The organism is Acidimicrobiales bacterium (assembly GCA_041394245.1).
Lineage (GTDB): Bacteria > Actinomycetota > Acidimicrobiia > Acidimicrobiales > Aldehydirespiratoraceae > JAJRXC01.
Map to the genome: position 1 here is coordinate 2789041 of JAWKIR010000002.1, position 19338 is coordinate 2808378.

At 68.3% G+C, this 19338-nt stretch carries 13 protein-coding genes; 12 read left to right on the forward strand and 1 reads right to left on the reverse strand.

The window, feature by feature from the left end; all coding sequences use genetic code 11:
- The first annotated feature begins 36 nt into the window (after positions 1-36).
- From R2707_13880 to R2707_13925, 10 genes are all read left to right on the forward strand, one after another.
- Positions 37-1296: a Zn-dependent hydrolase gene (locus R2707_13880; GenBank protein ID MEZ5246185.1), complete on the forward strand. Its 1260-nt coding sequence runs from the start codon at positions 37-39 to the stop codon at positions 1294-1296.
- The gene (locus R2707_13885) at positions 1289-3070 is read left to right on the forward strand and encodes a hypothetical protein (GenBank protein ID MEZ5246186.1); all 1782 of its coding nucleotides are present in this window, start codon (positions 1289-1291) and stop codon (positions 3068-3070) included. The genes R2707_13880 and R2707_13885 overlap by 8 nt, the downstream gene beginning before the upstream one ends.
- The gene (locus R2707_13890; protein MEZ5246187.1) at positions 3067-4116 is read left to right on the forward strand and encodes an N-carbamoyl-D-amino-acid hydrolase; all 1050 of its coding nucleotides are present in this window, start codon (positions 3067-3069) and stop codon (positions 4114-4116) included. The genes R2707_13885 and R2707_13890 overlap by 4 nt, the downstream gene beginning before the upstream one ends.
- Positions 4113-6764, forward strand: coding sequence for a molybdopterin cofactor-binding domain-containing protein (locus R2707_13895; protein ID MEZ5246188.1), 2652 nt, complete (start codon positions 4113-4115; stop codon positions 6762-6764). Before R2707_13890 ends, R2707_13895 begins: the two co-directional genes overlap by 4 nt.
- Positions 6737-7792 (forward strand): amidohydrolase family protein, encoded by a 1056-nt coding sequence (locus R2707_13900; GenBank protein ID MEZ5246189.1) that lies wholly within the window; start codon positions 6737-6739, stop codon positions 7790-7792. The genes R2707_13895 and R2707_13900 overlap by 28 nt, the downstream gene beginning before the upstream one ends.
- Positions 7789-9315, forward strand: coding sequence for a pyridoxal-phosphate dependent enzyme (locus R2707_13905; protein MEZ5246190.1), 1527 nt, complete (start codon positions 7789-7791; stop codon positions 9313-9315). The genes R2707_13900 and R2707_13905 overlap by 4 nt, the downstream gene beginning before the upstream one ends.
- Positions 9316-9324: 9 nt before the next feature.
- Complete coding sequence (locus tag R2707_13910; GenBank protein MEZ5246191.1) at positions 9325-10416, forward strand: PLP-dependent lyase/thiolase; 1092 nt, start codon at positions 9325-9327, stop codon at positions 10414-10416.
- A gap of 5 nt (positions 10417-10421) precedes the next feature.
- Positions 10422-11909, forward strand: a complete 1488-nt coding sequence (locus R2707_13915; protein MEZ5246192.1) for an FAD binding domain-containing protein — start codon at positions 10422-10424, stop codon at positions 11907-11909.
- Complete coding sequence (locus R2707_13920; protein ID MEZ5246193.1) at positions 11906-14188, forward strand: xanthine dehydrogenase family protein molybdopterin-binding subunit; 2283 nt, start codon at positions 11906-11908, stop codon at positions 14186-14188. Before R2707_13915 ends, R2707_13920 begins: the two co-directional genes overlap by 4 nt.
- Positions 14189-14255: 67 nt before the next feature.
- On the forward strand, positions 14256-15221 hold the full coding sequence (locus R2707_13925; GenBank protein MEZ5246194.1) for a type IV toxin-antitoxin system AbiEi family antitoxin domain-containing protein: 966 nt from the start codon (positions 14256-14258) through the stop codon (positions 15219-15221).
- 23 nt (positions 15222-15244) lie between these two features.
- Here the strand turns inward: R2707_13925 and R2707_13930 are convergent, their stop codons facing one another.
- Entirely contained in the window at positions 15245-16813 is a 1569-nt protein-coding gene (locus tag R2707_13930; GenBank protein MEZ5246195.1) for a long-chain-fatty-acid--CoA ligase, read from the reverse strand.
- Positions 16814-16885: 72 nt separating this feature from the next.
- Between R2707_13930 and gnd the strand changes: the two genes are divergently transcribed.
- Both gnd and zwf read left to right on the forward strand, forming a co-directional pair.
- The gene (gene gnd / locus R2707_13935) at positions 16886-17911 is read left to right on the forward strand and encodes a decarboxylating 6-phosphogluconate dehydrogenase (protein ID MEZ5246196.1); all 1026 of its coding nucleotides are present in this window, start codon (positions 16886-16888) and stop codon (positions 17909-17911) included.
- Positions 17908-19287, forward strand: coding sequence for a glucose-6-phosphate dehydrogenase (gene zwf, locus R2707_13940; GenBank protein ID MEZ5246197.1), 1380 nt, complete (start codon positions 17908-17910; stop codon positions 19285-19287). Before gnd ends, zwf begins: the two co-directional genes overlap by 4 nt.
- Positions 19288-19338 lie beyond the last annotated feature (51 nt).

Sequence of the window (19338 nt, forward strand, 5' to 3'; positions counted from 1 at the left end):
GTACATTTTGTAAAGAAGCTCTGGTACGTTCTTGTGGTGCCCCGAACCGCCCTCGCTCTGCGCGTCGACATCGATCGTCTCCTCGGGCGGCTCGCGGCGCTCGCCGAGATCGGGGCGATCGAGGGCACCGAGGGGTGCGCACGGCTCGCGCTGACCGACGAGGACAAGGCCGGGCGCGATCTCGTCGTCACCTGGATGCGTGACCTCGGGCTCGACATCACCGTCGACGGCATCGGCAATGTGATCGCGACCCTTCCGGGTGAGGTCGACGGCCCGCCGGTCATGTGCGGTTCCCACATCGACACGGTCCGCACCGGAGGGCGCTACGACGGCAACCTGGGTGTGCTCGCCGGGCTCGAAGTCATCGAGACCGTGATCGGCGCCGGGCTCACACCGCGGCGCCCGCTCGCTGTCGGATTCTTCACCGACGAGGAAGGCGCCCGGTTCGCCCCCGACATGCTCGGCAGCCTCGTCTACGTCGGTGGTCTCGCGCTGGAGGAGGCGCTCGACATCGAAGGGATCGACGGCGCGATCGTCGGAGAAGAACTCGAACGCATCGGCTACGCCGGCGCCGCGCCGGTGCCGGGCGCGGTGCCCCATGCGTTCGTCGAACTCCATGTCGAGCAGGGTCCGGTGCTCGAGGCCGAGGGCATCACCATCGGTGCGGTCGATGGCGTCCAGGGCATCAGCTGGCAGGAGCTGACCATCACCGGTCAGTCGAACCATGCCGGCACGACCCCGATGTCGATGCGGCGCGATCCCGGCTTCGTGGCGGCGGCGATCACCACGTTCGTCCGGGAGCTCGCGACGGAGCTCGGGCATCCCCAGGTCGCCACCGTGGGCAAGGTCGACTTCATGCCCAACCTCGTCAACGTCGTTCCGGCGAGCGCAACCCTCACCGTCGATCTGCGCAACACCGACGAGGCCGTCCTGCGCGAGTCCGAACGTCGGCTCGCCGAGTACGTCGTGGCTGCGGCCGACGCCGAAGGGTGCACGGTCGAGACGCGGGTCCTCGCCCGGTTCGAACCCGTGATCTTCGATCCCGAGGTCGTCGCACTGGTCGAACGAACCGCCGATCGTCTCGGGCACTCGGTGAAGCGGATGCCCTCGGGTGCCGGCCACGACGCCCAGATGTTCGCGCGCGTGTGTCCGACCGCGATGGTGTTCACGCCGAGCCGAGACGGGCTGAGTCACAACCCGGCCGAGTACACGAGTCCCGCCGACCTCCAGGCCGGTGCCGACGTGCTCCTCCAGGTGATGTGGGCGCTCGCGAGTCAAGGAGAAGCCAGTGACTGAGCCCGGGTCCGTACCCGCCCCGTCCCCCGGGGTCACGCCGCCGCTCACCCCGATGTCGTTGTCGACCCTGATGGGTCGGGTCGACCACGAGTGGCGAACCCGCAGCAAGATCTTCGACCTGCCCAACGCCCGGATCTGGAGGCCCGACGACCACATCGACCTGTCGTTCGATTTCCTCGGGCGGCGCTGTGCGTCGCCGATCGGTCCGGCGGCCGGACCCCACAGCCAGATGGCGCAGAACATCGTCCTCGCCTGGCTCGGCGGAGGCCGTCTGTTCGAGTTGAAGACCGTTCAGATCCTCGATGATCTCGAGATCGGTCGACCGTGCATCGACATGGAGACCATCGGCTACAACATCGAGTGGAGCCAGGAACTGACGGTGCCCCAGAGCCTCGCCGAATACGTCAAGGCGTGGATGGCGCTCGAGGTCCTACGGCACTGGGAGCCGCTACGGGAGTTCGTCGGCGACCCCGGCCCCCACGTGTTCGACATGTCGGTCGGCTACGACCTGGCCGGGATCCGAAGCGACAAGGTCGCGTCGTTCATCCGCGGCATGCACGACGCCACGGCGTCGATCGACGCGCTGCGTTCGGAGCTGACCGGCCCGTTCGCAGAGTTCGCCGACCTCGAGTTCCCGCCCGTCATCAGCGACACGCTCACCCTCTCGACCTTCCACGGCTGCCCGCCCGAGGAGATCGAGTCGATCACCAAGCACCTCATCGACGAGCACGAGCTCGACGTCATCGTGAAGCTCAACCCGACCCTGCTCGGCTACGAGACCGTCGCCGGGATCGTCAACGACGAACTCGGCTATGTCGACGTTCCCGTGAAGGAAGCGGCCTTCGCCGCAGACCTCCAGTTCGACCGCGGCATCGAACTGATCGGCGAGCTCAACCAGTACGCCAAGGATCGTGGCCGCGTCTTCGGCATCAAGCTGACCAACACCCTCGTGGTCGACAACCAGCGTGGGTTCATGCCCGACGAGACGATGTATCTCTCGGGTCCGCCCCTGCACGTCCTGGCCGTCACGCTGCTCGACCGGCTGGCCACGGCGCTGCCCGGCACGCTCATGATTCCCGGTCACGAGGGCGACGTGATGGTGTCGTTCTCCGCCGGCATCACGAAGGACAACCTGGCCGACGCGCTGGCCGCCGGGGTCAATCCCGCGACCGTGTGCTCCGACCTCCTCAAGCCGGGTGGCTACGGCCGCATGGCGCCCATGCTGCGCGGCCTGGCCAAGGACATCGCCGCAGCGGGGGCGAACGACCTCGCCTCGTACCGCGCGCGGCGCCAGGCCGACGCCGAGGTCGGCGGCCATTCGTCGGTCGCCGCCGCCTACGCCGCGTCGTTGCACGGTCCCGGCGGCGAGCCCTACCGGCTCGCGGCCAACGAGAAGCTGCCCCGTTCGGTCGATCACGAGCTCGAGATGTTCGGGTGCGTCGCGTGCAACTTCTGCATCACCGTCTGCCCCAACGACGCCTTCTTCAGCATCAAGAGTCTCGAAGGGATGTCCGACCGCCAGCAGTATCTGGTCCTCGCCGAACTGTGCAACGAGTGTGGGAACTGCATGGTGTTCTGCCCCGAAGACGGCGACCCGGCGCAGATCAAGCCCAAGCTCTTCACCGACCCGGAGCTCTTCGCCGCACGCGAAGGGCAGGGATTCCTCGTCGCCGCGTCCGGCGTGGTCGACGCCCGAGCCGACGACGACACCGTCTCACTCGTGCAACGCCTTCTCGCCAGTGAGCAGGGCCTACCTCTCCAGGAGATCACATGACCGACCACGACCGCGCCTGGAACGGACCGCTCGAAGAGACCGAGGGGCGCAACCTCCGTCTGGCCGCCGCCCAGATGGGGCCGATCGGGCGTCATGAACCACGCGCCCACGTCGTCGATCGACTGGTGGCGCTCGTGCAGCAGGCGGCCACCGCCGGCGTCGAACTGGTCGTCTTCCCCGAGCTCGCGCTCACGACGTTCTTTCCCCGCTGGTTCGTCGAGGACGAGCCCGACCTCGACCTCGACAGCTTCTACGAGACCGAGATGCCCGGCCCCGAGACCCAACGGCTCTTCGATGTGGCCAAGTACCACGGGGTCGGGTTCTGTCTCGGCTATGCGGAACTCACGCCCGACGGCCATCGCTACAACACGCAGATCCTCGTGGAGCGCGACGGTGTGGTCGTGGGCAAGTACCGCAAGGTGCACCTTCCCGGTCATCGCGAGCACGAGCCGTGGCGTGGCTTCCAACACCTCGAGCGGCGCTACTTCGAACCCGGCGACGAGTTCCCCACGTGGCACGCGTTCGGCGGCGTCGTCGGGATGGCCATCTGCAACGACCGCCGCTGGCCGGAGACCTACCGATGCCTGGCGCTCGGCGGTGCCGAGCTGATCCTCATCGGGTACAACACGCCGATGCACTACGAGCCGGATCCGAGTCAGGATGCGCTCCAGTCGTTCCACAGCCATCTGGTGATGCAGGCCGGGGCCTATCAGAACGGGTGCTTCGTGGTCGGCGTCGCCAAGGGGGGCAACGAAGAGGGCGTCGAGTCGCTGGCCGACAGCTGCGTGATCGCCCCGACCGGGCGGGTGATCGCACTGACGGCCCACACGGGCGACGAACTCGCCATCGCCGACATCGATCTCGACCTGTGCCGTAACTACAAGGAAACGCTCTTCCAGTTCGAGCGCTACCGGCGCCCCGAGGTCTACGGCGCGATCACCGCACAGGCCGGTCCGATCGCACCGACCGTGCCCGACCACCTCCTGGCCGATCTCTCCCTGGCCGATCTCTCCCTCTCCGATGCCGATGACGAGGATTCCCCATGACCAAGTTCGTTCTCAACGGAGCTGAGGTCGAGGCCTCGGCAGGCCACGAACACCTCCTCGCAGCCTTGCGCGACGAGCTCGGTGTGATGTCGCCGAAGGACGGATGCTCGCCGTCGGGCCAGTGCGGCTGCTGCACGGTCCTCGTCGACGGCAAGGCGCGGGTGGCGTGCCAGACCTCGATGGACAAGACCGACGGGGCCGAGGTCGTCACCCTCGAGGGCGTCGATTCCGACGAGCGTGACCGGATGGCGGCGGCCTTCGCCGCCCACGGCGCCCTCCAGTGCGGCTTCTGCACGCCGGGCATCATCATGCGGACCAAGTCCATGCTCGACAAGAAGGGCAGTGAGCTGACCCGTGAGGGTGCGGCCCGGCTGCTGGGGGCCAACCTCTGTCGTTGTACCGGCTACACGAAGATCCTCGATGCCGTCGAGGCATTGGCCGCCGACGAGGTCGCCGTTGCCCTCGCCCCCAAGGGAGTGGGTTCTCGCGGCGTGAAATACGAGGCCGCCGAGCTCTCGATGGGCGACCGGCCCTTCATCGACGACATGGTGCCCGAGGGACTCCTGCACGGCGCAGTCCGATTGGCCGATCACGCCCGGGCCGACGTCGTTGCGATCGACACGAGTGCCGCGGAGGCGGTGCCGGGCGTCGAGGCCGTGTTCACGGGCGCCGATGTCCCCGGGGAACTCCGCTCGGGTCTGATCCACAAGGACTGGCCGACCTTCATCCCCGTGGGTGGACGCACCAGCTATCTCGGCGACGTGCTCGCCGTGGTGGTCGCCGTTGACCGCCCCACCGCACGCCGCGCCGCGACCCTGATCGACGTCACCTACGACGTGCTGCCGCCGATCGTCAACCCGATCGAGGCGATCGCTCCCGGCGCCGACGACGCCGTCTGGCAGCTCGACGGCAACATCCTCTCGACCTCGACCTATCGACGCGGTGATGCGGCGGCGGCCCTCGCCGACTCGGTCCATGTCGTGCGCGAGACCTTCCAGACCCAGCGCATCGACCATGCGTTCCTCGAGCCGGAGTCGACCCTCGCCGTTCCGGTGCCGGCGGGGCAACCGCTGCCGCTCACCGCGGGCGGCACCAACGGTGAGCCCGTCGACTTCGATCGGCTCATGGTCTATTCGGGGGGTCAGGGCATCTGGGACGATCGCAACGACATCGCCCGCATGCTCGACGTCGACACCGCAGTCGTGGTGACCGAACTCGTGAGCAACGGCGGCGCCTTCGGCGGCAAGGAGGACATGTCGAACCAGGGTCAGACCGCGCTCGCAGCATGGCTCCTGCAACGACCGGTGAAGATCACGTTCTCCCGCGAGGAGTCGTTCCTCGTCCACACCAAGCGCCACCCGATCCGAATGCAGTACCAAGCCGGCTGTGATGCCGACGGGAAGCTGACCGGGCTGCACATCCGCATGGTGGGCGACTCCGGCCCCTACGCATCGGTCGGCATGAAGGTGCTCGAGCGGGCGGCAGGTCACGCCTCGGGCCCCTACGTCGTGCCCAACATCGACTGTGAGGCGATCGCCGCCCGCACCAACAACTCGGTGTGTGGCGCGTTCCGCGGCTTCGGTGCCAATCAGGCCCAGTTCGCCATGGAGGGAGTGATGGACCGCCTCGCGGAGATGGTCGGCATCACGGGTTGGGAGATGCGCAACCGCAACGTCGTCTCGCCCGGCGTCGTGTGGGGTCCGGGCCAGATCATGGATGACGGCTGTCTCGGCGCCCAGGCGTGCCTCGATGCGGTGAAGGAGCCCTACGAGTCGGCCCTCGCGGCGGGCAAGGCGGTGGGCCTCGGTCTCGGCTTGAAGAACTCCGGCCTCGGCAACGGGTTCAAGGAGATCGCCAAGGCGGTCGTCCATTTCCGCCCCGACGGCAAGGTCGAGGTCCGCCACTGCTGGACCGAGATGGGCCAGGGCGTCCACACGGTCGCCCAGCAGGTGGCCGTCGAGGAACTCGGCGTGAGCGCCGACGACGTGGTCGTCATCGTCGACTCGACTCGTGAACTCGGCGCCGGCCAGACCACCGGCAGTCGAGGCACGCTGATGGGTGCCGGCTCGGTCGCCGACGCCTGCCGTGTGGCGATGGCCGACGGCTGCAGGGTCGGGGTCGACTACGAGGGCGAGTACCGCGTCGACTGGACCAACTCCCTCAACGAAGGGCTCGAGCATCCGGTCATCCATTCCACGTTCGGCTATGCCGCGCAGATGGTCATCATGGATCCCGAGACGGGCGAGATCGAAAAGGTCGTCGCCGCCCACGACGTCGGTCGGGCCGTCAACCCGATGTTGTGCGAGGGCCAGATCGAGGGCGCCGTCCACATGGGTCTCGGCTACGCACTCAGCGAGGGATTCCCGTGCGACGACGACGGACGTCCGACCAACACCACACTGCGCGCACTCGACATCATCCGACCCAAGGACATGCCCGATGTCGACGTGATCCTCGTCGAGTCACCCCAGCCCAACGCGCCCTACGGGATCAAGGGCGTGGGTGAGATCGGGCTCGTCCCGACCGCCGGCGCCGTTGCCGCGGCGATGCACGCGCACGACGGAGAGTGGCGCACCGAACTGCCGCTGATCAACGACGCCAATCGTGAGAACGCAGCTTCGTGGACCGGGTCCTGGGTCGGCTCGTGAATCCGGACCAGACCGCCGGCCTCGTCTGCGCCCACCATCACCTCTACTCCGCACTGGCGAGGGGGATGCCGGCGCCGCCCCGCACACCCACGAAGTTCGCGGAGATCCTCGAGCTCGTCTGGTGGCGGCTCGACCGCGCCCTCGATGCCGACACCATCGAGTGGTCGGCCAAGCTCGCCGCCCTGGAAGCCCTCGAACGGGGCTGCACCTCGATCGTCGATCACCACGAGTCGCCCAACGCGATCGACGGGTCGCTCTCCATCATCGCCGACGCATGTGCCGAGGTCGGCGTACGCGTCAACTGCGCCTACGGGGTGACCGACCGTCACGGGCCTGAAGGTGCGGCCGCCGGTCTGGCCGAGAACGATCGCTTCCTGTCGGAGGGAGGCCGGGGCATGGTGGGGCTCCATGCGGCCTTCACCTGCGATGACGAGACGATCGCGGCGGCCGCCGAGCTCGCGTCCCGTCACGGCGTGGGGGTCCATGTGCACGTCGCCGAGGGCGAAGACGACACGTGGGCGCGCCTCGTCGGTCACACCGCCGACGACTGGTGGCTCGTCCATGGCGTGCACCTGCCCGACGACCACGGTCTGCACGGGACCATCATCCACAACCCGCGGTCCAACATGAACAACGCGGTCGGCTACGCCCGGCCGCAACGGTTCTCGAACCCGGTCGGTCTGGGCACCGACGGCATCGGCGCCGACATGCTCGACGAGTTCCGCGTCGCCTTCGTCAGAGCTAGGGAGCACGACGTCACCACCACGCCCGACGACACGTGGGCATGGCTCGACCGCGGCTACGAACTCTTCCCCGAGGCCCGCGACGACCGGGTCACCTGGGACTACCGACCGATGGATCCGTGGCGGCTGGCCTACAGCCCCGGGGTCTCGCCGATCACCGTCGAGATCGACGGCGAGGTCGTCCTGGCCGACGGCGTGGCCACCCGGGTCGACGCCGACGAGATCCGCCACAAGGCAGCCGACGCTGCGCAACGACTCTTTCGCACACTGGAGAACATCACATGACCAACTCGCCAGAGAGCAGCGGTCTCGCCGTGTTCGGCGATTTCGCCCCTGACGGACAGTCCGCCTACGACAACGCGATCACTCGCTTCCGCGAGAACAACATCGTGCTGCCGACCTTCGCCCAGCTCCGGGATCCGTCGACGATCCCGGGCCCGATCCTCGACTCCCTCGACGGCGTCGACAAGAACGCGGCCGACCCGCGCAACCTCTTCCGCGTGCACTGGTTCAATGCGCTCGACGGCAGTGGTCCCCAGGACGTGCCCGACCACATCGAGTTGCCCTCGGAGATGACCGGCGTCGACGCCCGTATCGTTCTCGCGTTCGGCAACCGGTTCCCGATGATCGCCGCTCACAAGGTGCTCGCGGCCTACTCGTGTCTCGTCGCCCGTCTGGTGACCGGCCGCTTCGACCCGACGGTCAATCGCGCCATCTGGCCCTCGACCGGCAACTACGCCCGAGGCGGCGTCGCCATCTCCAAGATCATGGGGTGTCGGGGCGTGGCCGTCCTGCCCGAGGGGATGAGCCGCGAGCGGTTCGAATGGCTCGATCGTTGGATCGACCATCCCGACGACGTGATCCGCACGCCGGGCACCGAGGCCAACGTCAAGGAGATCTACGACGAGTGCATGCGCCTCGAGCAGGATCCGGCCAACGTCATCCTCAACCAGTTCAGTGAGTTCTCGAACCACATGGGTCACTACTCGGTGACCGGCCGGGCCCTCGAGCGGGTGTTCGAACACGTCACCTCCACCGGTCCCGATGCCCGCGCCGGCACGCTCGCCGCGTTCGTCTCGGCCTCAGGTTCGGCCGGCACACTCGGTGCCGGCGACTACCTGAAGGACACCCACGGCGCCCGCATCGTCGCCGTCGAGGCGCTCGAAGTGCCGACGATGCTCTACAACGGCTTCGGTGACCACAACATCCAGGGCATCGGCGACAAGCACATTCCCCTGATCCACAACGTCACCAACACCGACATGGTGGTCGGCATCTCCGACAAGTCGACCGACGAGCTCGATGTGTTGTTCAACACCCCGGCGGGACTTCGTCTGCTCGAGCAGCGTGGCGTCGATCCGGCACTCGCCTCGGTGCTGACCCACATGGGCTACTCGTCGATCTGCAACGCACTCGCGGCGATCACCGCGGCGAAGAAGTGGGGGCTCGGGAGCGACGACGTCATCATGACCGTCGCCACTGACGGATCCGAGCTCTACAACTCCGAGCGCGAGAAGGTGATGTCGAGCCATTTCGCAGGCGGGTTCGACGACCGCGAGGCCGGACAGGTCTTCGACGAGCATCTCGGCGACGTGCAGACCACGCACGCGATCGAGATGGGGCCGGTCGAGCGTGATCGGGTCTTCAACCTGGGCTACTTCACGTGGGTCGAGCAGCTCGGTGTCGACATCGCCGACTTCGAACGGCGTCGGGATCAGAGCTTCTGGTCGGGTCTGCGGCCACTGATCGGGCGATGGGACGAGATGATCGACGAGTTCAACGACGCCACCGGCGCGTCGCACGGGTAACCATCGGAGATGTCGGGAAACCCTTTCGTCCGCTACCGGAAACGGCTCGACAGCTACGCCTCGGCGCGTGCAGGAGGGCTGAGTGACGAGCAGTACGTCGACATCGTCGAAGGGCTCGACGCCGCGGTCGCCGAGGTCGACGGACAGGGCTTCCAGGTGACGCCGACGCACGCCATGCCCGATCTCGCGGCGGCGGCCGGTCTGGCCGAGGGCGTGGAGCTGTTCGTGAAGGTCGAGGTCGACAACGTCGGCGGCTCGCACAAGGCCCGCCACCTCATGGGTGTGGCGATCCAGATGCTGGTCGACGAGGCCCTCGGTGCCGCTCCCGGCGGCCCCCTTGCGATCGCCAGCTGCGGCAACGCCGCACTCGGTGCCTCGGTCATCGCCCGTGCACTCGACCGTCCGCTCCAGGTGTTCGTTCCGACCTGGGCCGATCCGCCGGTGATCGACCGCCTGACCGCCCTGGGTGCCGATCTGCGGGTGTGCTCCCGTCAGCCCGACGAGGCGGGTGACCCCTGCTATCTGCGCTTCGGGGAGGCGGTCCTGGCCGGCGCTCGGCCGTTCAGTGTCCAGGGCGTCGACACCCCCACGACCTTCGATGGTGGCCGCACACTCGGCTGGGAACTCGCCGACCAGGTGGAAGGGCTCGAGGCTCTCTATGTGCAGGTCGGCGGCGGTGCCCTGGCGACGGCGACGTCGCTCGGGGTCGGTCCGGTGCCCCTGTTCCCGGTCCAGGCCGAGGGCTGCGCTCCGTTGCGGCGGGCATGGGATCTGCTCGCTCCCGAGTTCGATCTCGATGCGGCGGCGGCGAACCCGGCGGACTTCATGTGGCCGTGGGAGGACGAACCGTCGAGTGCCGCGTCCGGCATCCTCGACGATGTCACCTACGACTGGCTCCCGCTGATCGCCCGAACCCGTGCAACCGGCGGCGAACCGATCGTCGCGTCGGAGACCACGATCGTGCGGGCCCACGCGCTCGCCCGGGCCACCGGGATCGCCGTCTCGGCCACCGGGTCGGCGGGTCTCGCCGGTCCCCTCACGTCGCCGCCGGAACCGGGCCGCCGTATCGCTGTCCTGTTCACCGGCGTCGAGAGAGAATAGGCGTCATGGAAACCGTCACCGGCGAGCTCCACCACGTCCAACGGCCGTCGACCCGGGTCGATCGCGTCGTGCGGCCCGACAGCTGGCGGGCCGCCCTGGCTGCGCTCGCCGAGTTCCCCGGTTCCCGCCCGCTGTCGGGAGGCACCGATCTGCTCCTCGACCTCGCCCGGTCCTCCGGCGAACCGGTGACGCTCGTCGACCTCTCCGCGATCGGCGGCGCCGCCGACATCGTCGACGACGGCGATGCGTTCGTGCTCGGGGCCGGCGTCACCCACAACCAGATCGTCGCCGATCCGCGGCTCAGGGAGCATTGTCTCCCGCTGGCGCAGGCCTGTCTCGAGATCGGATCCCCGCAGCTTCGCAATCGGGCGACCGTCGCCGGCAATGTCGCGACGGCGAGCCCGGCCAACGACTCGATCAGCGCGCTCATGGCGCTCGGCGCCCGTGTCGTGCTGACCCGTCTCGTTCGTGATGGAGCCGGTGTCACCGAGGTCTCCCGCGACGTTGCCATCGCAGGGTTCTTCACGGGCTTTCGTGCGACGGTGAGGCGCCATGACGAGCTGATCACCGCGATCCGCGTCCCGAAGCTCTCGGCCGACGAGCGCGCCATCTGGGTCAAGGTCGGATTGCGTCGCGCCCAGGCCATCTCGGTCGTCCACGCGGCGATGGTGATCCGCCTGCACGACGGTCGGGTGGCCGATGCCCGGCTCGCCCTCGGTTCCGTCGCCCCGACGGTGATCATGAGCCATGTGTTCCCGGCGGCACTGCTCGACAAGCGCCTGGACGGACCGACCATCACCGCGGCGGCTGCTGCAGTTGCCGCGTCGATCGTCCCGATCGACGACGTGCGGGCGACCGCGAGCTACCGCACGGCGGTCACCGAGGCGGTTCTGCGGCGGGCGTTGCAGACGCTCGCCGAGGATCGTGGAGCCGAGGCATGGCCGCCGGATCCGCCGGTGCTCGGCGTGCGCACCCCTTCGTCGATGCCGTCGTCACCGATCGTCGCCGACGACACCGTGATCTCGTTGACCGTCAACGGCGATGTCGTACACGGGTCGACCGCGGCGTCCACCACATTGCTCGACTGGCTTCGCGACCATTCGTCCACGCCGTGTTCGGGGGTGAAGGAGGGATGCGCCGAAGGGGAGTGCGGGGCATGCACCGTTCGTCTCGACGGTGCTGCGGTGATGGGGTGCCTCGTCGCCGCCGCGCAGGCCGACGGGGCCGTGGTGACGACGGTCGAGGGTCTCGCCGCGACCGAACCCGACGGATCGGCCTCGCTGCATCCGCTCCAAACGTCGTTCGTCGACGAGTTCGCCGTCCAGTGTGGGTTCTGCATCCCCGGGTTCCTGGTCGCCGGTGCCGCGCTCCTCGAGGAGTGTCCGGCGCCGACCGATCAGCAGATCGAGCTGGGGTTGGCCGGCAACCTCTGCCGCTGCACCGGCTACTACCCGATCACCCAGGCGGTCCGAGCGGCAGGGAGCACGCGATGACCGGTGGCGTCGGCGAGTCCCCGATTCGGCGGGACGCGGCCGGGAAGGTCACCGGCGAGGCGACCTATCCCGCCGACCGGATGCCCGTCGACGCCCTCCACGCCGTCGTGGTGTTCACCGACCAACCGCATGCCCGACTGGTGTCGCTCGACATCAGCGCGGCGGAATCGGTCGACGGCGTGGTGACGGTCGTGACCGCGGCCGACGTGCCGGTCAACGAGTACGGCCTCACGATGTTCGACCAGCCGGTGCTGATCGGTCTCGACCACACCGGGCGTTCCGACGTTCGCTGCGATGTCAGCCGCTGGGAGGCCGATCATCTCGCGGTGGTGGTCGCCGAGTCGCGCCTCGCCGCCGAAGCCGGAGCCGCGGCGATCGCTGCCGGCGCCGAGTGGGAGCCGTTGCCCATCGTCGGTGATCTCGCCGCGGCCCGTACCGACCGGGTCCTCGTCCACGGCGAGACGGCACCGTCCAACACCTACTACGAGATGGCGATCCACAAGGGCGATCCGGAGGCGGGCTGGGCGGCCGCCGACGTGGTCATCGAGGGCACCTACGAGTTGCCCCATCAGGAGCACGCCTATCTCCAGGTGGAGGCCGGAACCGCGTGGACCGATGGCGAGGGTCGCATCACGGTCGAGACGTCGGGTCAGTGGACGTACGAGGACCGCGAACAGATCGCCCATGCGCTCGACCTCCCCGAGGATCGGGTGCGGGTGATCTACGCCACGATCGGCGGCGCGTTCGGCGGCAAGGAGGACATGAGTCTCCAGATCGTGCTCGCCCTCGCAGCCCGCAAGCTCGGACAACTGGGCATCGACCGGCCCGTGCACTGCCGCTGGTCCCGCGAGGAATCGATCGTCGGCCATCACAAGCGCCACCGGGCGACCGTCGAGGCGCGTCTCGGTGCCACACGAGACGGCAGGATCACCGTCGTGGAAGCCGACGTCTGGCTCGATGCCGGGGCCTACAACTACACGTCCAACAAGGTGCTCGGCAACGCCCATCTCTCGGTCGCGGGGGCCTACGAGGTGCCCAACGCCCGGATCGACAGCCGCGCCGTCTACACCCACTCGGTTCCGGGCGGTGCGTTCCGCGGCTTCGGAGGTCCGCAGGGCGGGTTCGTCGCCGAGACCCAGATGAACAAGCTCGCCGACGCGCTGGGCATCGACCCGATCGAACTGCGTCGGCGCAACATGCTCCGGGAGGGGAGCATCGGCATCACCCAGGAACCGTTGCCCGCCGGCGTCGGGCTCCCGCAGGTGATCGAGGCCTGCGCCGAACGAGCGCCGACCGACGGCGAGCTCGATCCGGTCGCCCCGTTCTCGTCGGTCGCGTCGCTTCCCCCGCTCGCCGACGGCGATCCGAGCATCGTCCGGGGCCGCGGGTTCGCGGCCGGCATGAAGAACGTCGGCTTCAGTTTCGGGTTCCCCGAACGCTGCGAAGCCGAGGTGCACTACCACGGCGAGCCGGGCGACGAACGGCCGACCGCGGTCGACGTCTTCCACGGCGGCGCCGAGGTCGGACAGGGCAACCATGCCGTCATCCTCCAGATGACCGCCGACGCCGCCGGTGTCGATCTCTCGGTTGTCCGGGGCCACTTCTCCGACACGGCGACGAGTGGCGACTCGGGTTCGGCGTCGGCGTCGCGGCTGACCTTCATGGCGGGCAACTCGGTGCTCGGCGCGGCCGAGGAGGCCGAGAAGGCGTGGCGCGACGGGCAGCGGCCCGCGATCGGGTCGTTCCGCTACACCCCGCCCCCGACCGAGGTGCTCGATCCCGTCACCGGCGCAGGCCAGCCCAACTTCTCCTACGGCTACATGGCCCAGGTCGTCGACGTCACCGTCGACACCGCAACGGGCCACATCCGCGTCGATCGGGTCGTCTCGGCCCACGACGTCGGCCGCGCCATCAACCCGGAGCTGGTGAAGGGGCAGATCGAGGGTGCCGTCGTGCAGGCCCACGGCTACGTCCTCAGCGAGAACCTCGTCGTGGCCGAGGGTCGGATCCGCAACCCGCGGCTCTCGCAGTACCTCATCCCCGGCATCGGCGACGTGCCGACCAGGGTCGAGAGTGTCATCCTCGAACTCGCCGACCCGGTCGGGCCGTGGGGCGCCCGGGGCGTCGCCGAGATGCCCTACATCACCTACGCCCCTGCGGTGATCGCCGCCGTCCACGACGCGACCGGCGTGTGGTTCGACAGCTTTCCGCTCACCCCCTCCCTCGTCCTCGCCGCCCTCCGATCTGCGTCGGCAAGCCCGTCGCCGGGCGAGGGGTAAGTCGACACAGATCCGGCGGGGAGGGGTGCGACGGCGGGGTGTCACACCCGTTTGATGGACTCAGGGCATGCGAGACCTCACGAGGCTCGTTCGGACGGCCACGAGTCAACACGGCCTCCTCTCCACCGCACAGATCCGCGCTGCGGGAGTGTCGGAGCCGGCCCAGACCCGGCTCGTGGTCTCTGGCGTGTTGGCGCCCGTCCGACGCGGCGTGCTGCGCATCGCCGGGTCGACGGCGTCGTGGGAGCAGGAACTCATGGCGGTGACCATGGCGCCTGGGCCGCAACGCGTCGCGAGTCATCGCAGCGCGCTTCGCCTCTGGGGGCTCCGGAGTCGCGACGACGTGCTCGAAGTGTCCGTCCGGCGGCCGGCGACGGGTGCGCTGAGGGGCGCCGTGGTCCACCGGAGTGTCGACCTCGATCCCGACGACATCACCGAGTGCGACGGCATCGCCGTGACGACAGTCGCCCGAACCCTCTGCGATGCCGGGCTGATCTTTCCGGCTACGGAAGTGCAGCGCCTCGTCGATCATGCAGTGGCGACGAAGATGGTGGCTGCAGCGGAGCTCCGCTGGCTGCGCCGGCGCGTCGGCGAGCACGGCCGAAACGGCGTCGTGAAGCTCGAGTCCGCGATTGACGGATTACCGGGGAATGCTCACTTCACCGACTCGGGGCCCGAGATTGCCCTGCTTCGTGTGATCGAAGCGGCGGGGCTGCCGGCGCCGGTCCTGCAGCACCCGGTGCCGGTGTCGGGTGGGCGTCGGTTCATCGACGTGGCCTACCCGTCCTTGCGGCTGGCGCTCGAGTACGACGGGGTCGACGAACACACGCGTATCGATCGATTCGTCGACGACCGGGTTCGACAGAACGATCTGACGCTTCGGGGTTGGACCGTTCTGCGCTACACCCACGTGCAGCTGCGCGACCGTCCGTGGGAGGTCGTCGCACAGATCCGCCGCCTGATCGCCCAGCGATCTGCGCTGGAAATGCCCTCGGCGGGCATGGGGCAAGTCGACACGAATGGGGGTGGTTGACACAGATCGCCGGGTGGTGGGGGCTAGTTGACGCCTCGGCCGTGGCCTTCCCAGTAGGGCGCCCGCAGGTCTTTCTTCAGGACCTTCATGGCGCCCGAGAGTGGCAGTGGTTCGTCGCGGAACTCGATGGATTTCGGCACCTTGTAGCCGGCGATCGACTCCTTGGCGAAGGCCTGGAGCTCCTCGGCAGTGGCCTCGGCGCCGGCGGCGAGGACGACGACTGCGTGGACCTGCTCGCCCCACGTGTCGTGGGGGATCCCGATCACCGCGACCTGCTCGACGGCCGGGTGCTTCGACAGCGCGCTCTCGACCTCGGCGGAATACACGTTCTCGCCGCCGGTCACGATCATGTCCTTCACGCGATCGACGAGGAAGAGGTAGCCGCCGTCGTCGAGATAGCCCGCATCGCCGGTGTGGTACCAGCCGCCCTCGAAGACATCCTCGGTGGCTTCGGTCTTGTTCCAGTACTTCTGCATGAAGTTGCCCCCGCGGGCCCAGACCTCACCGGTCTCGCCCTTGGCGACCTCGTTGCCGTTGTCGTCACGAATCGACAGGATGACGCCGGGGACGGCACGACCTGCGGAACGCAGCCGGGGCCCGCCGGCTCGGTGGTCGTCGGCGTTGAGCATGGTGAGGATCGCCGAGCATTCCGTCATGCCATAGCCCTGGATCACATCGATGTCGGGGAGCAACTCCATGATCCTGTCGAGGATCGCCGCCGGCATCGGCGACGCGCCATAGATCAGCTGTTGCAGCGACTGGATCCGCTCCGGTGCGAACTCCGGATGGTTCAGCATCATCCCGATCATCGTCGGGACCATGACCGTCTGGGTGACGCCGTGCGCCTCGATCAGCGCCATCGCTCCCGCCGGGTCGAACAGCGGCATCGTGACCGCGGTGCCACCCGTCATCGGCGTGCCGAGGATCGCGCCCATCGATGCCGCGTGGAACATGGGGGTCTGGACCAGGTTGACGGCGCCCTCCTCGAAGCCGAAGGCGATCGCCACGTGGTAGAGGTTCAGGATCTCGGCGCGATTGTCGAGCAGCACCCCTTTCGGGAGGCCGGTCGTTCCGCCCGTGTACATCAAGACGACGGGATCGTCTTCTTCGGGTTCTTCCGGAACTACCACGTCGACGCCGTCGATGAGGTCGTCGTATTTCATGTCGTGCGGGACGTCGCCGTCACCGATGAGAACGATCTGGCGGACATGATTCGGTTCGTCGGATGCGTCGAGCGCCTGGGCGATCGCGTTGGCGAAGAACTGGTCGGCGAAGATCACCTCGGTCCCGGAGTCGCGGATGATGTAGTCGAGCTCCTTGCCCGCCAGACGGAGATTGAGCGGGTTGACGATGCCGCCACCGAGATACGCCGCATGGTACAGCTCGAAGTATTCGTGGCTGTTGAGGGCCATCACGGCGAAACGGTCGCTACGGCTGAGGTCGAGTCGCTCGCCGAGCGCCCGCGTCAGTTGCATGGCCCGGTCGGCGTGTTGTCGATAGGTGGCGCGATAGTCGCCGTCGATGATCGCCGTGCAATCGGCGTACTTCTCAGCCGCAGGGAGGAAGGTTCGCTGGTAGATGAGCTCTTTCATGGGGAAAGACTCGCACGTTCTGGTGCGTTGTGAGAGAGGATGGCCACTCGGCTCTTCGAAGTGGAGAAGCGAATGCGGATTGCGATGGTCGGACTCGGACGGATGGGCGGCGATCTCAGCCGCCGTCTGATGGCAGGTGGACACGAGGTGGTCGTCAACGATCTCGACGCGGCGGCGGTCGACGCCCTGGTGGCCGACGGTGCCATCGGGGCGCGCTCGCTGCTCGATGTCGCGGCGGCGTTGCCTTCGCCACGAGTCGTGTGGGTGATGGTTCCGGCCGGGGTGACCGGTGCGGTCGTGGGTGCGGTCGCCGAGGTGCTCGACGCAGGCGATGTGATCATCGACGGCGGCAACACCAACTGGAACGACGACCTGGCTCGCAGCGCCGTGCTCGCCGAGAGGGGCATCACCCTGGTCGACATCGGCACGTCGGGCGGTGTTCACGGCCTCGAGCGCGGGTACTGCCTCATGGTGGGCGGCCCCGACGAGGTCGTGGCCGAGCTCACGCCGATTCTCGACACGATCGCGCCGGGCGAGGATGCGGCCGAGCGCACCCCGGGTCGCACCGGCCCGGCGGTTCCCGCCGAGAAGGGATGGCTCCACTGTGGGCCGAGCGGTGCGGGCCACTTCGTGAAGATGGTCCACAACGGCATCGAGTACGGGATGATGGCGGCGATCGCCGAGGGGTTGAACCTGCTCGACCACGCCGACCTCGGCTCGCTCGACCGGGAGGCCGATGCCGAGACGGCGCCCCTGCGAGATCCCGCCGCCTATCGCTACGACTTCGACCTCGCGGCGATCACCGAGGTGTGGCGGCGGGGCTCGGTCATCGGGTCCTGGCTCCTCGATCTCACGGCGGGAGCGCTGGCGGCCGACCCTGAACTGGCGGCCTTCGCGGGCAGGGTCAGCGATTCCGGCGAGGGTCGCTGGACGGCCCAGGCGGCGATCGACGTCGGTGTTCCAGCGGCGGTGCTCACGGCTGCGGTCCACCAGCGGTTCGCGAGTCGCGGCAACGACGAGACCGCGGGCAAGGTGCTCTCCGCGATGCGCCACGCCTTCGGCGGACATCACGAGAAGTCGACCGAGGATCGCGCATGACGACCCCCGGTGATGTTCTCGTGCTCTTCGGCGCCAGCGGCGATCTGTCACGGCGCAAGCTGTTCCCTGCGCTCTACGAACTCGAATGCAACGAACGCCTCCACGTCCCCGTGGTCGGGGTCGGCCGCACGGAGATCGACGACGAGGGGTTCCGGGCCCACGGCCGCGCCGCGCTCGAGGAGTTCGGTCCCGAACTCGACGAGGCGGTCGTCGATCGGCTCCTGGCTCGGTTGCGCTTCGTGTCGGGCGACTACCGAGACGGCGAGATGTTCGACCGGCTGGCCGAGACGCTCGACGGCGCCACGCACCCGGTCGCGTATCTCGCGGTGCCGCCCGGTCTCTTCGACGACGTCGCCTCGGGCCTGGCCCGTGTGGGGCTCAACAAGGGCGGCCGCATCGTGGTCGAGAAACCGTTCGGACGCGACCTGGCGTCGGCGGTGCAGCTCAACGAGATCCTCCATCGCCACTTCGACGAGTCGTCGGTCTTTCGCATCGACCACTTCCTCGGCAAGGAGCCGGTGCAGAACCTCATGGTGTTCCGTTTCGCGAACTCGATCCTCGAGCCGGTCTGGAACCGCAACCACGTGGCGTCGGTTCAGATCACGATGGCCGAGAGTTTCGGTATCGAAGGACGAGGCAGCTTCTACGACGATGTCGGGGCGCTGCGCGACGTGGTGCAGAACCACCTGCTCCAGATCGTCTCGCTCCTCGCGATGGAGCCGCCCGTCTCGAAGCACCCCGACGCGATGCGCGACGAGAAGGTCAAGGTCATGCGGGCCATGAAGTCGCTCACGGCCGACGACATCGTGCGCGGTCAGTACCGCGACTATCGCGACGAGGACGGTGTCGACCACGCCTCCGACACCGAGACCTATGTGGCCGTGCGTTTGGAGATCGACTCGTGGCGGTGGGCGGGTGTCCCGTTCATCATCCGTGCCGGGAAGGGTCTGGCCACGACCGCCACGGAGGCGGTGGTCGAGTTCCGCGAGCCGCCGAGTGCGATCTTCGACGATGGGGGTGCGCCGACGGCGAACATGCTTCGGTTCCGCATGAAGCCCGACGATGTGATCACCCTGACGATGCAGGCCAAGGTGCCGGGTCTCGGGATGATGGCCCGACCGGTCGATCTCGAGGTCGACTACGACGAAGCCCTCGGGGGAGGTGCGACGGAGGCCTACGAGCGCCTGCTCGGCGACGCCCTCGCCGGTGATGCACGGCTTTTCGCCCGCCAGGACAGCGTGGAGGAGTCGTGGCGCATCGTCGAAGGTGTGTTGACCGACGCGCCGCCCGTTGCGCTCTACGAGCGGGGGACGTGGGGGCCCGTCGAGGCCGATCGTCTGCTCCCCGACGGGATGTGCTGGCACCGCTGCGACTGAAACACGCCGCTGCTGCGGAGGTCTGACCCCCGCAGCAACGGCGTGCTCGGT